Source organism: Prauserella alba (assembly GCF_024171735.1).
Lineage (GTDB): Bacteria > Actinomycetota > Actinomycetes > Mycobacteriales > Pseudonocardiaceae > Prauserella > Prauserella alba.
Map to the genome: position 1 here is coordinate 776,210 of NZ_JAMTCH010000005.1, position 18,902 is coordinate 795,111.

Annotated in this window: 14 protein-coding genes; all 14 read left to right on the forward strand. The window is 69.0% G+C overall.

The features are described 5' to 3' along the window. Positions 1 to 214 precede the first annotated feature (214 nt). The 14 genes from eccCa (at position 215) to LY12_RS19380 (ending at position 18,901) form a co-directional block, all read left to right on the forward strand. Positions 215 to 4,237 (forward strand): type VII secretion protein EccCa, encoded by a 4,023-nt coding sequence (gene eccCa / locus LY12_RS19315; protein WP_253858731.1) that lies wholly within the window; start codon positions 215 to 217, stop codon positions 4,235 to 4,237. Positions 4,238 to 4,289: 52 nt separating this feature from the next. Further along, positions 4,290 to 6,458 carry a type VII secretion-associated protein gene (locus LY12_RS19320; protein WP_253858732.1) on the forward strand — a complete coding sequence of 723 codons (2,169 nt, stop codon included), beginning with the start codon at positions 4,290 to 4,292 and terminating at the stop codon, positions 6,456 to 6,458. 407 nt (positions 6,459 to 6,865) lie between these two features. After that, a complete protein-coding gene (locus LY12_RS19325; protein ID WP_253858733.1) occupies positions 6,866 to 7,183 on the forward strand; it encodes a WXG100 family type VII secretion target in 318 nt (105 codons plus the stop codon). Positions 7,184 to 7,243: 60 nt separating this feature from the next. Beyond that, on the forward strand, positions 7,244 to 7,531 hold the full coding sequence (locus LY12_RS19330) for a WXG100 family type VII secretion target (RefSeq protein WP_183779598.1): 288 nt from the start codon (positions 7,244 to 7,246) through the stop codon (positions 7,529 to 7,531). 456 nt (positions 7,532 to 7,987) lie between these two features. Next, positions 7,988 to 8,440, forward strand: coding sequence for a 50S ribosomal protein L13 (rplM, locus tag LY12_RS19335; RefSeq protein WP_253858734.1), 453 nt, complete (start codon positions 7,988 to 7,990; stop codon positions 8,438 to 8,440). A gap of 14 nt (positions 8,441 to 8,454) precedes the next feature. Beyond that, a complete protein-coding gene (gene rpsI / locus LY12_RS19340; RefSeq protein ID WP_253858735.1) occupies positions 8,455 to 8,925 on the forward strand; it encodes a 30S ribosomal protein S9 in 471 nt (156 codons plus the stop codon). Positions 8,926 to 9,386: 461 nt separating this feature from the next. After that, on the forward strand, positions 9,387 to 10,730 hold the full coding sequence (glmM, locus tag LY12_RS19345) for a phosphoglucosamine mutase (protein WP_253858736.1): 1,344 nt from the start codon (positions 9,387 to 9,389) through the stop codon (positions 10,728 to 10,730). 280 nt (positions 10,731 to 11,010) lie between these two features. Next, entirely contained in the window at positions 11,011 to 11,325 is a 315-nt protein-coding gene (locus LY12_RS19350) for a WXG100 family type VII secretion target (RefSeq protein ID WP_253858737.1), read from the forward strand. Continuing rightward, on the forward strand, positions 11,322 to 14,258 hold the full coding sequence (locus LY12_RS19355) for a hypothetical protein (protein ID WP_253858738.1): 2,937 nt from the start codon (positions 11,322 to 11,324) through the stop codon (positions 14,256 to 14,258). Before LY12_RS19350 ends, LY12_RS19355 begins: the two co-directional genes overlap by 4 nt. 85 nt (positions 14,259 to 14,343) lie before the next feature. After that, complete coding sequence (locus LY12_RS19360; RefSeq protein WP_253858739.1) at positions 14,344 to 14,802, forward strand: hypothetical protein; 459 nt, start codon at positions 14,344 to 14,346, stop codon at positions 14,800 to 14,802. A gap of 490 nt (positions 14,803 to 15,292) precedes the next feature. Then, a complete protein-coding gene (locus LY12_RS19365) occupies positions 15,293 to 15,622 on the forward strand; it encodes a hypothetical protein (protein ID WP_253858740.1) in 330 nt (109 codons plus the stop codon). Further along, positions 15,619 to 18,081 (forward strand): WXG100 family type VII secretion target, encoded by a 2,463-nt coding sequence (locus LY12_RS19370; RefSeq protein ID WP_253858741.1) that lies wholly within the window; start codon positions 15,619 to 15,621, stop codon positions 18,079 to 18,081. The genes LY12_RS19365 and LY12_RS19370 overlap by 4 nt, the downstream gene beginning before the upstream one ends. 56 nt (positions 18,082 to 18,137) lie before the next feature. After that, a complete protein-coding gene (locus LY12_RS19375) occupies positions 18,138 to 18,602 on the forward strand; it encodes a hypothetical protein (protein WP_253858742.1) in 465 nt (154 codons plus the stop codon). 11 nt (positions 18,603 to 18,613) lie between these two features. Further along, entirely contained in the window at positions 18,614 to 18,901 is a 288-nt protein-coding gene (locus tag LY12_RS19380) for an acyl carrier protein (protein ID WP_253858743.1), read from the forward strand. The last annotated feature ends 1 nt before the right edge of the window (position 18,902 follow it).

Below are 18,902 nucleotides of genomic sequence, written 5' to 3' on the forward strand. Positions count from 1 at the left end.
GCCCGGACGACTACGGCTGTCTCACGCGCAGCCGCGGGTGCGTGTGCCGTTGTAGCGCACCCGGCGCCGCGATGGGACGGATTCGCTCCAGACGGCAGTGAGTTCGCCGGTCTGTGGATCGCCGATCGCTCCGGTTCGCTACCGTGTGGTCTCGGCCAGCTCGTGGCCGGTCGCACGGCGACTTGATCAGCCGAGTTGAAGAGGGGTCTTTTCGGTGAGCACGCTGCAGTTCAAGCGGTCGCCACGTCTCGCTGCGCCCCGCCCGCCGGGCGGTGAGGTCCATCTCGAGCCGCCACCCGAGGTTCCCCGGGCGATTCCGGGCAACATCATGATGAAGATCCTGCCGGTCGTCATGATCGTGGCGATGCTCGGCATGGTCGGCATGATCATGGTGCCGCGCCTGAAGGACGGCGGTGCGCCGAGTCCGTTCATGCTGATGATGCCGATGATGATGATCATGTCGATGGTCGGCATGTTCGCAGGCGGCGGCAAAGGGGGAGGCGGCCAGAAGAAGGCCGAGATGAACGAGGACCGTAAGGACTACCTGCGGTACCTCGGCCAGATGCGCGAACGCGCCCGCGAGGCGATGGAGGAGCAGCGCGCCTCGCTGGAGTGGGTGCACCCGGATCCGCAGACGCTGTGGTCGATGGCGGCCACGCGCCGGATGTGGGAGCGCAGGCAGAACGACCAGGACTTCCTCCACCTGCGGGTCGGCCGCAGTGCGCACCGGCTCGCGACACGCCTCGTGCCGCCGCAGACCGGTCCCGTCGACGAGCTGGAGCCGATCGCCACGCTGGCGCTGCGCCGCTTCGTGCGGGCGCACTCGATCGTTCCCGACCTGCCGACGCAGATCACGCTGCGCGGCTTCGCGGCCGTCGGTGTGCAGGGGGAACGCGAGCTCGTCCGCGGGCTGACGCGTGCGGCGCTCGCCCAGCTCGTCACGTTCCACAGCCCGGAGGACGTGCTCATCGCCGTCGCGTCGACCGGCCGGTCGAAGGCCGAGTGGGAGTGGGCCAAGTGGCTGCCCCACACGCAGCACCCGACGCTGTCGGACGGCATCGGCCAACTGCGCATGATGGCCGGTTCGCTCGCGCAGATCGAACAGTGGCTGGAGGAGGAGCTGCGCGACCGGCAGCGCTTCTCGCGCAACGCCACCCCGCCGCCGGACCAGCCCCACATCGTGATCGTGCTCGACGACGCCGACGTCACCGGCGAGGAGCGGTTGCTCCTGGAGGAGGGCCTGGTCGGCGTCACGCTCGTGGACCTGTCCGACACGATCGGCAACCTCGCCGCGCGCCGTGGGCTGCGCCTGGTCGCCGAGCCCGAGCGGCTCGGTGCGCGCAGCGCCGGCGGTGTCGAGTGGTTCGGCGCGCCCGACACTCTCAGCCTCGTCGAGACCGAGGCGCTCGCGCGGAAGCTGTCGCCATACCGCGTCGGCACGGCCGCCGCCGAGGACGGTGAGGAACAGCCGCTGCTTTCCAACCCGTCGCTGCTCGAACTGCTGGGCATTCCCGGTGACCCGATGACGTTCGACGTGCAGCAGGCGTGGCGGCCACGCCCGGTGCGCGATCGCTATCGCGTGCCGTTCGGCGTCGGTGAGATGGGCCAGGCGGTCGAGCTGGACATCAAGGAAGCCGCGATGGAGGGCATGGGCCCGCACGGCCTGTGCATCGGTGCGACCGGCTCCGGTAAGTCGGAGTTCCTCCGCACGCTCGTGCTGGGCATGCTGGCCACGCACTCGTCGACGTCGCTGAACTTCGTGCTCGTCGACTTCAAGGGTGGTGCGACGTTCCTCGGGCTGGACAAGGCGCCGCACGTGTCGGCGGTCATCACCAACCTCGCCGACGAGGTCACGCTGGTCGACCGGATGAAGGACGCGCTCGCCGGTGAGATGAACCGGCGGCAGGAGGCACTCAAGAACGGCGGCAACTTCAAGAACGTCTGGGAGTACGAGAAGGCCAGGGAGAACGGCGCCGACCTCGACCCGCTGCCCGCGCTGTTCATCGTCGTCGACGAGTTCTCCGAGCTGCTGAGCGAGAAGCCGGACTTCATCGAGCTGTTCGTCGCCATCGGCAGGCTGGGCCGGTCGCTGCAGATGCACATGCTGCTGGCCTCGCAGCGGCTCGAAGAGGGCAAGCTGCGTGGTCTGGACTCGCACCTGTCGTACCGGATCGGCCTGAAGACGTTCTCGGCAGCGGAGTCGCGTGCGGCGATCGGCGTGCCGGACGCGTTCGAGCTGCCGTCGGTGCCCGGTGGCGGGTACCTCAAGTACGACACGTCGACGCTCGAGCGGTTCAAGGCCTCGTACGTGTCCGGTCCGTACCGGCCCGCGGGCATCAAGGCCGCGGCGCCGGGCGCGAAGGTCGTGCGCGCCGACAAGCGGCCGCAGCGGTTCGTGCCCGACTACATCGAACTGCCCAAGGAACCGGAACCCGAACCGGAGCCGGAACCGGAACCGCAGCAGCCCGAGTCCGAGGAGGCCGTCGAGCCGAGCGAGCTCGACGTCATCGTCGGCAGGCTCGTCGGCCAGGGGCCGCCCGCCCACGAGGTGTGGCTGCCGCCGCTGAACGAGCCGAACTCGCTCGACACGCTGCTGCCGAACCTCAACCCCACCGACGAACGCGGTCTTTCCCCGGTCGGGTTCTTCGGCAACGGCAAGCTGCAGGTGCCGCTCGGCATCGTCGACCGTCCCTACGAGCAGCGGCGCGACCCGATGTGGGCCGACTTCTCCGGCGGTGCCGGTCACGGCGCGATCGTCGGCGGGCCGCAGTCGGGCAAGTCGACGCTGCTGCGGACGCTGATCATGTCGATGGCGCTGACGCACACGCCGCAGGAGGCGCAGTTCTACGCGATCGACCTCGGCGGTGGCACGCTCGGCTCGCTGGACGGACTGCCGCACGTCGGCGGTGTCGCCGTGGCGAGGCGGGATCCGGACAAGGCCCGCCGGATCGTCGCGGAGCTGACGACGCTCGCCAACGAGCGCGAGTCGCGGTTCGGCGAACTGAACGTCGACTCGATGGCCGATTTCCGCAACCGCAAGCGCCGCGGTGACATCACCGCGGACCAGGACGCGTTCGGCGATGCGTTCCTCGTCGTCGACGGCTGGCGTGCCCTGCGGGACGACTTCGAGGAACTGGAACCGCAGATCACCAAGCTCGCGGTGCAGGGTCTCGCCTACGGCGTCCACGTGGTCATCGCCTCGAACCGGTGGGCGGACATCCGCCCGGCGATCAAGGACATGCTCGGCACGCGGTTCGAGCTGCGGCTCGGTGACCCGAGCGAGTCCGACATCGACCGCCGGACCGCGGTGAACATTCCCGCAGCCAGGCCCGGCCGCGGTCTGACCCGCGACAAGCTGCACTTCCTCGGCGGGCTGCCGCGCATCGACGGATCGAGCGACGACGAGACCATCGGTGACGGTGTGAGCGACGCCGTCGCGAAGATCAACGCGGCGTGGCACGGCCCGCCCGCACCGCAGGTGCGGCTGCTGCCGGAGCTCATGCCGTACGAGGACCTGCTCGCGATGGACAACCGCCGCGAGTCGAAGCTGGTGCCGATCGGCGTCGACGAGGACGAGCTGCGGCCCGTGTACCTCGACTTCCAGGCGGATCCGCACTTCCTGGCCTACGCCGACGGCGAGTCCGGCAAGACGAACCTGCTGCGGCAGATCGTCCGCGGCATCACCGAGCGCTACACGGCGAAGGAAGCGGTGCTGATCCTCGTCGACTACCGGCGCACGATGCTCGGGTTCGTCGAGGGCGACCAGGTGCTGTCGTACGTGGTCTCGGCCAACCAGCTCGACGGCATCGTCAAGGAGGTGACCGGGTCGATGCAGAAGCGGCTGCCCGGTCCGGACGTCACGCCGCAGCAGCTCAAGGACCGCTCGTGGTGGCAGGGACCGGAGCTGTTCGTCGTCGTCGACGACTACGACCTCGTGGCGACGCAGCAGAACAACCCGCTGCGGCCGCTGGGCGAGTACCTGGCCCAGGCGAAGGACGTCGGCCTGCACATGATCGTCGCCCGCCGCACCGGTGGTGCCGCACGGACCGGTATGGACCCGATCCTCGGCAAGCTCAAGGAACTGGCGATGCCGGGCATCGTCATGAACGGTTCCAAGGACGAGGGCCAGCTGCTCGGCAACGTCAAGGCCGGGCCGATGCCACCGGGCCGCGGCAACCTGGTCAGCCGCAAGGTGGGTAAGCAGCTCATGCACGTGTCGTGGATCAATCCCGAGTGATCACCGCGATGTCGGACCGGTCACCGGTCGCCTCTGACATCGGAGGCGCCCGGTGACCTTTCGCGTCGCGATCGACTTCGGCACGTCGAGCACCTGTGTCGTGGCCGCGATCGGGGAACGGCAGCCGCAGGTCGTCGTGATCGACGGCCAGCCGCTCATGCCGTCGGCGGTGTATGCGCACAGCGACGGCACGGTGTTCGTCGGCCAGGAGGCGGAACGCCAGGCCGCGGTCGATCCCGCGCGGTTCGAGCCCACGCCGAAGCGGCGTATCGACGAGGGCGAACTGCTGCTGGGCGACACGGTGCTGCCCGTCGTCGACGTGGTCCGCACGGTGTTGTCGCGGGCCGTGGGCGAGGCCCGCAGGCTGGCGGCGAACGCCGACGTCGACCTGCTCGTGCTGACCCATCCCGCCGACTGGGGTGCGGTGCGCACGCGGCTGCTGCGGCAGGCGGCGTCCGGGCTGGGCCACGAGGTGGCACTCGTGCCGGAGCCGGTGGCGGCGGCCGTGTTCCACGCGGCGACCTACACGCCCGCGAAGGGCGACAACCCGGAGAAGACGGTCGCGTTCACCGGCAGTCCCGGCGACACGCTGGCCGTGCTGGACTTCGGCGGCGGCACGATCGACGTCAGCGTGGTGCGCAGGACGGAGTCGCAGCAGCGGCGGACGGCGTTCGAGGTGCTGGCGACGCGCGGCGACCCGGGGTTCGGCGGTGCGGACATCGACCAGGCGCTACTCGAACACGTCGGGTCGCTCGTGCCCGCGCCTGACCGCGAGGCGTGGGACGAACTCGTGCAGGGCCGCGAGCTGGCGGACCGCAGGCGCAGGCGGGTGCTCCGGCAGGACATCCGCGGCGCGAAGGAGACGCTGTCGCGGCACGCCTACAGCGATGTGCCGATGCCCCCACCGTTCGCCGACGCCCACGTCACCCGTGAACAGCTGGAAGAACTGATCGCCTCGCCGCTCGGCAGGGCCGTCGAGTTGACGCTCGCGACGGTCGAGGACGCGAAGCTGCGGGCGAAGCAGCTGACGGCGATCTTCCTGGTGGGCGGTTCGAGCCGGATCCCGATGATGTCCCGGCTGGTGCACGAGCGCACCGGTGTGGTGCCCACGACGCTCGACCAGCCGGAAACGGTCGTCGCCCGCGGTGCGCTGCGGGCGGTACAGGTGATCCCGGACCGCGGCGGCGCCGTTCCGGGCGCGCTGCCGGGGCGCAGCAGTGAAACCACGACGGTGGTCGGCCGGGACGAGGCGGACCGCGCCGTGCAGGGCAGGCAGCCTGTTTCGGGGCAGGCGGCGCCGGGTGTGCCGGGACAGGGTGTGCCGGGACAGCAGGGTGGCCCGCCGCAGGGGTGGCACGGCGGACCGAACCCGCAGGCACCACACCCGGCAGGCCCGAACCACCCGAACCAGCAGGTCGGCGGTCGGCGGGGCCCGCAGCAGGGGCCTGCCGCGAACCCGGGGCCGAACCCGGGGCCGACTCATCAGACATCCGCGCCGAACCAGCAGGCACCGGGCCCCGCGCGGGCGTATCCGCAGAGCGGGCCGTTCCCACAGCAGCCGGGCGGCCCGCACCAGCAGTCGGGGCCGTACGGCGGATTCGGCCCCCAGCCACAGGGGTTCGGCTCTTCGCAGGGCGCGCACGCCGGTGACGGCGGTGACGGGGAGCGCAGGCCGAACCGGAGGCGCCGCGGGCTCGTGTGGGCGGCGGCCGCGGTGGTCGGGTTGCTGCTGGCGGGTGCAGCGGGCTGGTTCTTCTTCCTGCGTGACGACCGGCCGCCCGGCGCGGAGATCGCGCGGTTCTCGTACTCGTTCGTGGCGCCCGAGGGCTGGGAGAAGGTCCTCGAGGACACCCAGAACGCCCGGGTCGCGTTCGCGCCGAAAGGGTCGGACGGCGCGGACCGGGTCGTCGTCCAGCAGATCGAGCAGGACTTCGATGCGGGCACACAGCATCGCAGGCTCTACGACACCTTGCGGGCGGAGGCCGACCGGGCGAACGCGCAGAATCCCGATCGGTATCGCGGTTTCCGCCAGCACCACACCTATGCCGGCAAGGACACCATCCACTACGAGGAATTGCCGTCCGAGGGCGTGACCATCAAGTGGTACGTCCAGGCCAACCGTGAGGCGCAGGTCAGTATCGGCTGCCGCATCGTGGAGATGAAGCAGCGGCTCGAATCGGGCTGCAGTCAGATCGTCGGCACCCTGGAGTTCACCAACTGACGTCCGCCGCGTCTCCGGCCGTGCTCCGTAGCGGCCGGCCGGCGGCCCACTGAGCCACTTGCGGCGCGCCGCGGGGATCGCGTTCGCAAACCGCGGGAGTCGCGTTCGCGAATCGGTGCTGTCGCTTTCGCAAACCACGGACGGCGAACCCGGGAATCGATCGTTCACCGGTAACCCGTACGTGGTCACCGGAGGTTTCGGAAACGAATGCAAATGCCCTCACATGTGGTTCTGACCTGCGAAAATAAGGCCGGTTCCGGTTGGTTCCAACCAGTTGCGTTTACGGGAGCAACTACTTCCCGATCCGGTGGGACATCGTGGAACCGATCGTGGCAGGGTCTTCGTCGTAGGGTCAGTACCAACGAGGAAGTACTCGACCGAACCACTTACGAAGGGGGTCATTCCCAATGGCTGGCGGTTTTGCAGGGACACCGGAGCAGTTCCAGAAGGCGTTCCAGGACGTGTCCGAGACCAAGGGGCAGATGGACGCCAACATGCAGAAGCTGCGTTCGAACATCGAGGCCACGTCGGCCGGCTGGCAGGGCGAGGCAGCCGGTGCGTTCCAGAACGTGATGGCCGCGTTCGACGAGAAGAACCGGAAGCTGAACCAGGCGCTGCAGGACATCGCGGACCTGCTCCAGCAGTCCGGTCACAAGTACCAGCAGGCTGAGGAGGAGCAGAACTCCGCCATCAGCAACATCGGCAACGTTCTCGGCGGCCTCTGAGCAGGCGCTCCCACATCCTGATCCACCGCATTTCTTAATCTTTCTGGAGGGAAGAAGACCATGGCCGGAATCAAGGTCGATTACGCGACAATCCAGACGGCGGCCGAGGACTGCAAGTCCACCGGCTCGGAGCTGGAGGCCCTGTTCGAGCAGCTGAAGAGCAACCTCGCCCCGCTCACCAGCGAGTGGGAAGGTGACGCCATGGCGGCCTGGCAGGAGCTGCAGCAGAACTGGAACAACTCGCTGGACGAGCTGAAGCAGGTTCTCGCGCAGATCGCCACCGCGCTGCCGCAGATCGCCGACTCGTACCAGGGTACGGAGCAGGGCATCAAGGGCATGTTCGGCTGAGACGGCTTCGGCCGAGCAGCTGACGACGCTGTGTGAGGCGGGTCCGGCGCTGACGCCGGGCCCGCTTTCGCGTGTCCGGGGTCGTGGCCCTCGTCCCCCAAGGGCACGGTGGCATGCCCCCAAGGGCACTTTAGTGGCGTTGAACGCGCCGAATCTTCCCCTCGCTGTCGACTCGGTGTGCCCGTCGAGGGGCGGCGGGCGCCGCGGCCCGGTCGAGGTGTCCCAGGGGCTTCACTCGGCCTGGCGGTGGTGCGTAAACTTGACCGGCGCCGGATGTCGACGCGCCGGTGCGGCCTCCTCGGTGTGCGGGGCCGCCGACATTAAGATGACCGGCCCACCCGACCCCGCTTCCACGCGCTTCGAAGCGACCGGGTATCTTCGTAGTCTGTGCGCGCGCCGAGTGTTTGCGCCCAGCCCGCACTTACCCACAAGCAATCTTGACGACGAGGTAGACCCTTGCCCACGTACAGCCCTAAGCCCGGCGATGTCACCCGTGCCTGGCACGTGATCGACGCCCAGGACGTCGTGCTCGGCCGGCTCGCGACCGAGGTTGCCACGCTGCTGCGCGGCAAGCACAAGCCGACCTATGCTCCTCACGTGGACACGGGTGACTTCGTCATCATCGTGAACGCCGAGAAGGTCGCCCTCACCGGCAACAAGCGCGAGCAGAAGTTCGCGTACCGCCACAGTGGTTACCCGGGCGGCCTGCGCAAGCAGTCGTTCGGCGAGCTGCTGGACAACAAGCCGGAGCGCCTGCTCGAGAAGACCATCAAGGGCATGCTGCCGAAGAACAAGCTCGGCCGTGCCATGGGTAAGAAGCTGAAGGTGTACGCCGGCCCGAACCACCCGCACGCCGCGCAGAACCCGCAGCCGCACGAGATCACCAAGATCGCTCAGGTGACCAAGTGAGTGAGGAACAGCCTGTGACCAGCACCGAGACCGAGGCCGCCACCGAAGCGGCTGTGATGAGCGAGACGCCGGCCGCGCCGAAGCCGTCTCGCGCCGCCGGTGGCACCGCGCAAACGGTCGGCCGGCGCAAGGAGGCCGTCGTCCGGGTGCGTCTCGTGCCCGGCAGCGGCCAGTTCAAGCTCAACGGCAAGCCGCTCGAGGACTACTTCCCGAACAAGGTGCACCAGCAGCTCATCCGTGAGCCGCTGGTGACGGTCGAGAAGCCGGAGTCGTTCGACATCGCCGCGAACCTGCGTGGCGGCGGCCCGTCGGGGCAGGCCGGTGCGCTGCGCCTGGCCATCGCCCGTGCGCTCGCCGAGATCGACGGCGATGACCGTCCGGCGCTGAAGAAGGCCGGCTTCCTCACGCGTGACGCGCGTGCGACGGAGCGCAAGAAGTACGGCCTCAAGAAGGCCCGTAAGGCGCCGCAGTACTCCAAGCGCTGACCTGCGCGAAGGTTTCCGGTCGCGTGCGTCACATGCGTGCGCGGCAACACGCGAAAGCGCCCATCCGATATACGGGTGGGCGCTTTCGCATGTCCACCCCGGGAGCGGCTCGTGTTGCGCTCTCGGGAGCCCGTGTTGCGCTTTCCGGGGCGCGTGTTGCGTTCCCCGGGGCCCGTGTTGTGGCTCTGAGGGAGCGTGTTGCGGCCGACCGCCGGACCCATCGGTACCGGCGCTCGACCGTGGCTCCGGGCGTCGCTGCGCGGCGTCGATGCTGAGGTGCCGGTGGTGCACTGTGCACGGGCGCGATGCGGAACGTCGCCGTGTGAGCACCGGTAGTAGCGCTATCGGTGACCCGCCGGTATCGCCCGCGCGTGTGTCGCTAAGTTGTCCGCGCGGCGCGCAGTGCCCACCGTGGGCTCGGGAGCGTCGTGAGGCCGAGAAGTTGGCAGTTGGAGGAACGTATGGCCCGCCTGTTCGGCACCGATGGCGTGCGCGGTCTCGCGAACGGTGAGCTGACGCCGGAGCTGGCGATGTCGGTGGCCGCGGCCGCCGCGGGGGTGTTGGCTGCGCACGACCGGTCGCACCGCCCGGTGGCGGTCGTGGGCCGGGATCCGCGGGCGAGCGGGGAGATGCTGGAGGCCGCGGTGACCGCGGGTCTCGCGTCGGCGGGCGCGGACGTGCTGCGGGTCGGTGTGCTGCCGACCCCGGCGGTGGCGTTCCTCGTGGGTGACCTGGGTGCGGATTTCGGTGTCATGATCTCGGCGTCGCACAACCCGATGCCGGACAACGGCGTGAAGCTGTTCGGCGAGGGTGGGCACAAGCTGCCGGACAGCATCGAGGACGAGATCGAGGCGGCGCTCGCGGGTGGCGGTCCTGGTCAGGTGCGGCCGACCGGGTCGGAGATCGGCCGGGTGACCGACGTCGACGATGCGGTGCAGCGGTACGTGGGGCATCTGGCGGCGGCGACCCCGCATGCTCTGTCGGGGCTGAAGGTGGTCGTGGACTGTGCGAACGGTGCGGCGTCGACGGCGGCGCCGGAGGCGTACCGGAAGGCGGGCGCCGATGTCGTGGCGATCAACGCCGAGCCGGACGGGCTGAACATCAACGACGGGTGCGGTTCGACGCATCCGGAACGGCTGCAGGAGGCGGTCGTCGCTTGTGGCGCGGATCTGGGGATCGCGCACGACGGTGACGCCGACCGGTGCCTGGCCGTGGACGCCGAGGGCCGGTTGGTGGACGGCGATCAGATCATGGCGGTGCTGGCGCTGGACATGGCCGAGCGCGGCGAGTTGGCGCACACGACGCTCGTGGCGACGGTGATGAGCAACCTGGGCCTGCACCTGGCGATGAAGGAGCATGACATCACGCTGCGCACGGCAGCGGTCGGCGACCGGTACGTGCTCGAGGAGCTGCGGGCCGGCGGGTTCGCGCTCGGCGGGGAGCAGTCGGGGCACGTGGTGTTGCCCGCGCACGCGACGACCGGTGACGGACTGTTGACGGCGTTGCGCCTGATGAGCAGGGCTGCGGCGACGGGCAAGCCCCTGGCCGAGCTGGCGGCGGTGATGGAGCGGTTGCCGCAGGTGCTGGTGAACGTGCGGGTGGCCGACAAGTCCGCGGTGGCGGCCTCGGAGGCTGTGAAGGACGCTGTCGAGGCGGTGACCGACGAGCTGGGCGAGGAGGGCCGGGTGCTGCTGCGCCCGTCGGGGACCGAGCAGTTGGTGCGGGTGATGGTGGAGGCGAAGGCCGAGGCCACCGCACAGGCCGCCGCCGACCGGCTGGCAGGCGTCGTCGCCGCCGTGGCCTGAGGTCGGCACCCGAGACCGGTCGACCGGGCCGGCCGATTCGTCACTGAGGAGCCGAGGCTCACGCGCATCGCGGGAGCGCCGTCGTCACGCGCCCGCGTCCGGTGAGGTACCCCTGCGGCGCTGGTCACGTACGTCCGGTGTGGTTGTTCTCGTGTCGTGGACCCGGCCGATTCGGTATGTTTCGCTGTGCATCCGTAACGGCACCGGACGTCATCGTGTTGCGTCTGAACCGTGAGGAGCACGCTCGACCTGCACGACCATGCAACAGGGGGAGGAACCGATGGCCGGTGGACAACAAGCCGACCCAGGGAAGCTGCGCGCGGCCGGTGAGGCTTACACCCAGGATGGCGAACAGCTGAAGACGGTCGGCGGAAAGCTGGAGACTGACGTCGGTGAGGCGCAGGTCGGCAAGGCTTGGTCAGACACGGCCAAGTCCTATGCGGAGGCGATAGGAAAGTACCGCGACGCCGTGACCAAGTACGGCGAACAGACGTCTGACCTGGGCGACAAGATGAAGCAGGCCGCGAACGCGTACGAGGACGGCGAAGCCGTCAACGCGGAGACCATCGCCTCCAAGGGGGTGGGGTCCAAATGAGCATCTTCAGTCCTGAGGCGATCCAAGAAGCCGCCCGGCACAGGTTCACCGATGCAGAGCTGAAAGAGATGAAGGCTCTGCTCGACGACCCGAATATCTCGTCGGAGAATCGTGGGCAGATGCTGATGGCTCTGTCCAATGCGGGCATGGTCAGTGATCAGGAGATCGACAAGTACTCAAGCAAGTACGGGTACGACGCGGAAGACATCAAGGAGGGCGGCGAGGCCCCGTTTGAGAATCTTTCCAACGGGGCTACGGCTTTCCGCAGGGCAAAACGTGAATCGCATCAGGGTAAAATTTCGGATGCGAAGGACGGTCTGCAGGACCTGAAGTCATACGGCTCGTCGGACCAGATCGTCGACAAGGCGAAGCTGATCATCAAGCTCTTCAGTGAATTCCATCCGAAGTACACTGAGGTGAAATCCCTCGGGTACAATGCGGAATCGGGAGAGCAGGGGAAGCGCGAGATGCCCCGCGCCGAGGTCAACAACCCGAATTCCAGTCAAGGGAAGACGGGATCGTCCGCCAAGTATTCGGCCGATGGGAACACCCCGGACGATATCCGGAAAGGTCTGGATGAGTTTCGAGGCATCGAGTTCAGCTGCTTCTGGCAGGACGCCAATGCGCTGTCGGGTACTCATGAGAAGGTTGGCGAGATAAAGGAGTCGCTGCAAGGGGCCTGGAAGGACGGCACCGCCGAGTGGGTCGGCGACGCCAAAGATGCTGCTGCCCAGCGAAACAGTTCGATCAACAAGAATGCTGGTGATCTCTCGCAGGCCCTCAATTCCGCGGGCGACGGTGTGATGGCGGGTATTGATGCGGTCAGGGAGTGCGTCGCCCAGTACGTCGAGGTTGTGCTGGACATGTACGGGAACGGCAGGGTCTCGGGGCTGGTTCCGTCTGATGTCGATACGCTTATCAAGGTCACTCAGGAGTTTCCTGCGGGTATTCGACGCCTCAAGGAAATGCAAAATACCAATGGCCTAGAAAGCTTCGCGGATACGGTGATGGAATTTCAGTCCTTTGGGGTTAGTCCTGGGGTTCCGCATGGCCCGTCTTCGCTGTTCGACTTTCAAGATTACAAGTTTGCGGAATTTATTCACGGTGACAACGTCGATCAGGAGCTTGCGCGGGGTCGGCAAGCCTTGAAGGATGCCGAAGCCCAGCTGAAGGCCTTCGTCGCGGCCTACGAGCAGAAGGCTGAGCAGTTCCACGGTCTTGGGCAACAGTACGTCCAGGGTATTCAGACGAACTACTCGGACATGATCAATGCCCTCAACAAGAACCTGGGGCAGACATTCGGCGATCAGGCAGGCAATGGTGGGGACAAGCCGGCTGTTCCCGGTGGGCAGCAGACGGCGGCGCAGACCACCAATCCTGTTCAGGGCGGGGGATCATCACCCGTGGCCGGAGGCGGCCCGCAGCAACCGGGAGGCCCGCCGACGTCGCCTCCGTCGGCGTCCGTCGATCCGGCCGCGGCGGCCGAGCACGCGCCCGGGGAAGCCGGCCAAGGAGGGAACGGTCAGCCGAAACCAGGCGAAGCAGGTGAGGGCAAGAACCCCGTCACGGGCGGCAAACTCGAAACCGATCCGGAGACCGGCGAGCCCTACCCGATCGACCCGGCGACCGGCGAGGCCGTCAAGGACGCCACCGAGCGTGACACCCTGACCGTCGAGCAGGGTGAGAAGAAGTTCGAGTTCGCCGAGCCCGATGCCAAGGGCGAGATGGAGATCTCCGTCGACGACGGCAAGGGCCCACTGAAGGACTACAAGCTCGACTTCGGAACCGGGGACGACGCCTCCGGCGGGGCCCAGCCGGGTGGACAGACCGACGGCGGTGCGGCATCGGGCGGTGGCCAGAGTCAGGGACAGGACTCTGGTGAACCGGGTCGCCAGGATTTCGGTCCGCAGGGCTCCGGTGACGGGGCCGACGGCGCCCAGGGCGAGAAGGTCTACACACCGGATGAGGACGGCAAGATCCGCATCCAGGACGGCGACACCGAGATCGTCGCGGAGCGGCCCGACGGTCCGGACGGGCCTACCAAGGTGACCGTCGACGACGGCACGGGCGAGCCGACCACCTACACCCTCGGTGAGGAGGACGCGGCCGACTCCGGAGCAGGCGGTGCCGGTGGCGGCGGCATGCGTGCCGGCGGAGGGGGAGCCGAGTTCGCAGACCGCGATGCGGGGGCTAACGCTGCCGACATGGGCCAGGCGGCCGCCGACGACGAAGGTGCGGCGGAAGTCGGGGTCGACGGCGGTTCCGGTGGTACGGCGCGGTTGGCGGGAGATCTTGCCACCGACGGTGAAGGCGCGGCTGCCACCCCGGCCGGCGAGGCCATGCAGGCGGATCCGGCTTCCGCTGCTGCTACGGGTGAGCCCGCTTCGACACCCGACGGCATGGGCTCAACGGGCGGTGGCTCTCCCGAATCCGATGGCGGTGCCGCGGCGCAGGCCGGCCCTGCAGGAGCGTCCGGCCAGCCGGACGTCGAACAGCCGAACGCGAACGGTGACCCCGGCGGGGAGAGCGGTTCTGACGACTCCACCACGCCGGCGTCGAGTCTCGGCTCATCCCTGGGCGACGGCGCGCTCGGCGGCGGTGCTGGCGAGGCGGACGGCAGCAGCCTCGGCGACGCAGGCATGGGTGACAGCCCGGGTGGCGATGCCGCGGCCGACACCGGTGACGGCGACAACGGGGGTCCCGGCGGTTCCGGTGACCGCGGCGGCGGCTCCGGTGGTGCCGGCATGGGCGGCGGCATGATGGGCGGAGGCATGGGCGGCGCCGGAGGTGGCGGCGGTGGCGGCGACGAGGAACGGCAGAGCCAGTTCATCCTCAACGCCGTCAGCGACCTGTTCGGCGAGGCCGTGGCCGGGAACCACATCAGCGGCACGATCGGCGAGGGCGCCGGAACCGCTGTGTCCTTCGGCCGGTGAGCGGGCCATCGATGTCGCGAAGGCTATTCGGTGGCGCAGACCGGCGTGCCGTTCAGTTGCTCCTTGAGGTAGAGGGGAACCAGTGATGGTCGAGAGCCTAGATCCGGAACTGGCGGAGAAACTCGCCGAAAATCGGTCACGGTTACGCGCAGCCACCGCAGAGATCAACGAATGGGCGGAGCAAGCCGAACGCGAGCGTGAAGAGGCTGCGGAAGCGCGTCGACAGGCTGCCGTGCAGCTGAACAAGGAGCTCGACGAGCAGATCGCCGCAAACAAGGAAGCCAGCGAGGATCCGAACTCGAAGAACGAGTGGTTGCAGCGGCGTGACGACGGTGGCGGCCGGACGATGGACTTCGGTCCTGCCGGCGACGAGCCGGAGCAGGCGCCGGCCGATCCGGCCCCGGCACCGCCCGCCGCCCCGGCACCGCAGCCGCCGGTCGCGGAACCTCCGCAGCAGTCCACCCAGCCGGTCCGGCGTCCCGCCCGTCCCCGGAGCGACGAGGACGACGACGAGGACTTCGCCAACCGCGACTGGTTCGTCTAATCACTCGCGCAGGCGAGGAACTCGGTTGCCGCGTGTATCCGGCTGACGGCACGCGCTGACAACGACAGCACGTACGACGGCGGTCGTCCGGCTCACCACGGTCCGGTCGGCCGCCGCCGTCGTTTCTCCGTCATGGCCGTCCCAGCCGCGGCCATCAAACCGCAGTCCGTCCCGGCGCCGCCCCTGGACGCCGCAGCCCGCACCGGCGCAGCCCAGGAGCCGCAGACCCCTGCACGCCGCACCTCGTCCCGGCGCCGCAGGCCTCACCGCTGCAGCCCCGAAGTCGCAGCGCACCACCTTTGCGGCAGCCACCGCCCCGGCTTGCGTCACCTCGCTCACGTCGTCGTCCCCGTCGGGTGGCGGCGCCCGTTTCGCGTTCCTCCGATCTTCCCAACCCGGTACATTTCGTGTGCAGATGCGACGGCACCGATCCGGTACTCCTCGCGTCCTAGGCGGCAGACGACCACAGACGATTCCAGGGGGTGTCGACGTGAGCGGGGTCAACGCGCCGCAGGGGTACACGGCCGACCAGGGTTCGATGTCGAACCAGGCCACGCGCATCAGCGATGCCGCGTCGAGTGCGCAGTCGGACGTCGCCGACGTCGGCACGTCGAACGTCGGCGAGGGCGGCTTCGGCAAGGCGCACACGGATTTCGGCGGTGACTACACCGCGGGCATCCAGACGATCGGCGAGGCGGCGCAGGCCATGTGCAGTTCGCTGACGTCGTTCGCCAGCACGATCGGTGCCGCCGGGCAGCAGTACGGCGCGGCCGAGGAAACGCAGGCACAGGCGGCCAGCCAGGCGGGGAGTGGACTGTGAGCGAGCACACCTGGGAAGAGACGAAGGAGATCCTCGACGATCCCTACGTCTCCGCCGACACCAAGCAGGCGGTGCTCGGCAGCTACGCCATGAACGGTGACGGGAACGAGGCCGCCGAGGCGTACTACGAGAAGTACAACGTCACGCCGCACCCGTACCCCGGGGCCCCCACCGGCGGGCCTCACAGGGGCGACCCCTATGGCGCCTGGGGCAACTACGACGGCTACGACAGTGACAAGGACCCCTACGAACGGGCGCGCGAGGAGTCCGAGGAGGGCAGCTACCGCGGCCGCCAGATCGAATCGAAGCTCGAGGACAACAGCGGCGAACTCGACCAGGCGCAGCCGCCCGGCCCGGCCTCCTCGTCGACGACGAGCATCACCACCTCGGACGAGCTGCTCGAACTGGCCAAGGATGCGCTCGACACGTTCCACAAGTTCCTGCCGATCGACGCCGAGGTCCCCGCCGATTCGCAGCACGTCGACGGCCCGCTCGACTACGAGTCGAACATCCGCGAACCGTACTGGGAGCAGGGCGGCATCGACTTCCAGAAGTTCCTCGACGACGCCGAGCAGCTGCGCAAGGCACACGGCACGTTGCAGGAGCTGCAGAAGAGCACCCGGCAGGACCTCAACTCGCTGTATCGCGACTGGACCGGCGACGCGGCGAACGCGTCCTACCGGCAGTACAGCGAGGACATCGAGCCGAACTCGACCGAGCTGATCGAGCACCTGTCCGGAGCCTCCGAGGTGATCGAGACCGCCGTCCGCACGGTGTTCGACACCGTCAAGCACAAGGCCGAGCAGGTCATACAGCTCTACACCCCGACGGTCGGCCAGGCCACACCGGAAACCGCGCGGAAGGTGATGACCCTCGCGCGCGGCGAGTTCGACAACCAGGACCAGGTGCTCGAAGTGGCCGCGTGGGTCGACTCGGTGTGCGGCTCCAACCTGGAATCCACCATCCGCGCCGACGACTGCGGCCTCAACGACGAGAACAAGGAACTCGTCGTCACCGAGTGCAAGACGTGGATCCGCGAATCGTGGAACGTCGACCTGTACGAGAACCTGTACGCGTCGTTCACATCGCTGTGCGAGTCGACGAAGGAAGCCGTCGACCAGGCCTACGGCACGCTGAACGAGTACCTCGGCGGGTACGAGAACGGCTTCCCCGCGCAACCGGGCGGACAGCAGCCGGGTGTCGACGCCGGAGTGGGGACCCCCGGAACAGGTGCCGGCACGCCGGGAGCGGGCGCGGGCTCGCCCGGAGCCGGTGCAGGAACGCCGAACGTGCCCACCCCCGGGCCGGGCGTGGGCACCCCGGGCAGCGGCAGCCCCGGTGGCGGCGCTGCGGGCGGTGGCGCCGGAGCCGGTACTCCTGCCACGCCGACGCCGGAGGTCCCGACACCCGAGGCACCGGAGATGCCGGAGTTCGAGACGCCGGGCCCCGGCACGGGCGGCCTCGGCACTGACGGTGGCGGCAGTGACGGAACGGCTCCGCAGGCTGTCGGCCCCGACGGCGAACCCGACAGCCTGCTCGCCACGCCGGGCGGCGACCGCGACAAGCTCACGGTCGAACAGGGCGACAACAAGCTCGAGATCACCGAACCCGATGTCGACGGCCAGATGGAGATCTCCGTCGACGACGGCGAGGGCCCGCTGAAGGAGCACCGGCTCGACTTCGGCGCCGGCGACGATGCGGCCGGTGGCGACGGCAACGCAGGCGCCGGTGGCCCCGGCGGCTTCGGGCCGACGGGCACCGGCGGCGCGGGAGACGGAGCAGCCGGGGACAAGGTGTACCGGCCCGACCCGGACGGCAAGATCCGCATCGAGGACGGCGACATGAAGATCGTCGCCGAGCGGCCCGAAGGCCCCGGCGGCCCGACGCTGGTCACCGTCGACGACGGCGACGGTGAACCGACGACGTACACGCTCGACGGGTTCGGTGACGGCTCCGACGACTCCGACGGCTCCGACGGCGGAATCGGATCGCTCTCCGACGAGTTCACGCCGTCGTCGTCGATCTCCGGTGACCTCGGCGAAGCCGCCGTCGGCGCGGGTTCGATCGGTGCGGGCGCCGGCTCCATCGGCGCCGGCGCCGGTTCGGTCGGTGGCGGAGGCGGCGGCGGGTTCTCGGCCGACGGCGAGCCGCCGCAGCCGCTCGACGAGGGTTCCCGGACGAGCGGCACGACCGGTGCGCCTCCCGCGAGCAGGGCGCCCGCGGCGGCTGCGGCCCCGGCCGGCGGTGACGCCGGCGGCGGCGCAGGCGGTGGCCGCGGTGGCATGGGCGGCATGATGGGTGCGCCGATGGGCGGTGCCGGTGCCGGTGGCCAGGGCGGCGGCCAGGAACGGACGTCGAACTACCGCATCGACGGCGGCCTGTTCGACGGCTCCGAGTCCCCGCAGGCGATCACCGGCACGATCGGCGACGACCCGCCCGCCGTCCGCTACGACAAGTGAGCGCGCGACGACGAGTGACGCGGCGGCAGGCGAGGACATGACAGCGGGAGAGACACATGGCTGAGGGCAGGGCGGCGGCTGCACTCGCCCGGTTCGACCAGATCAACCGGGAACTGGCCGACCGGCGGGCGCTGCGCGAACGCAAGGCCGCCGAGGCGAAGCAGCGCGCGTCGGAGAACCTCGCGCGGCGCGGCGAGGTCGCGGAGCGTTCGGCGAAACACCTCATCGAGCTGGCGAAACGCCAGCGGGCGAACAGTGGTTTCGACACCGGACGTTCGCGAGAGGACGAGGAGCACGTGCTGCAGTTCGGTGTCGAGGACGAGTCGGTCGCCACCGCGGAGCCGTCGACGTACACCGCGGAGCGGCCGACGTACACCGCGGAGCGGCCCACTCAGCACACGGCACCTGCGCAGGGAGCACCTCCGCAGGCACCGCCGCCCGCACCGCAACCCGTGCGCAGGGCAGCGCCGGCTTACGACGAGGATGACGAGGACTTCTCCAACGAGACCTATCTGAAATGAGCGTCCCCGAGATGAATGTCGACGAGAGTGCCGGCGCGCCGGCCGTGACGAATCCCGTGGTCCGCGAGCGGGCGGGGGAGATCAAGGCGTTGGTGTGCCGGGTGCTGGAGACCGAGCCGGATGCGGTGGGACTCGAGGACCGGTTCGTCGATGATCTGGGTGCGGACTCGATGAAGCTGATCGAGTTGCTGTCGCACTTGGAGATCGAGTTCGACGTCGAGATCGACGAGGACGAGCTCGACCGTCTGGTGCATCTGCGGGGCGTGTACGACGTGCTCGGCGACGTCGTCGGCGCGTAGG

Coding starts and splice junctions, on each gene's coding strand:
- LY12_RS19375 (WP_253858742.1), top strand. CDS start 18,138: ATGGCTGAGGGCAGGGCGGCGGCTGCACTCGCCCGGTTCGACCAGATC.
- LY12_RS19350 (WP_253858737.1), top strand. CDS start 11,011: ATGGCCGGTGGACAACAAGCCGACCCAGGGAAGCTGCGCGCGGCCGGT.
- LY12_RS19325 (WP_253858733.1), top strand. CDS start 6,866: ATGGCTGGCGGTTTTGCAGGGACACCGGAGCAGTTCCAGAAGGCGTTC.
- LY12_RS19360 (WP_253858739.1), top strand. CDS start 14,344: ATGGTCGAGAGCCTAGATCCGGAACTGGCGGAGAAACTCGCCGAAAAT.
- glmM (WP_253858736.1), top strand. CDS start 9,387: ATGGCCCGCCTGTTCGGCACCGATGGCGTGCGCGGTCTCGCGAACGGT.
- LY12_RS19355 (WP_253858738.1), top strand. CDS start 11,322: ATGAGCATCTTCAGTCCTGAGGCGATCCAAGAAGCCGCCCGGCACAGG.
- LY12_RS19380 (WP_253858743.1), top strand. CDS start 18,614: ATGAATGTCGACGAGAGTGCCGGCGCGCCGGCCGTGACGAATCCCGTG.
- LY12_RS19330 (WP_183779598.1), top strand. CDS start 7,244: ATGGCCGGAATCAAGGTCGATTACGCGACAATCCAGACGGCGGCCGAG.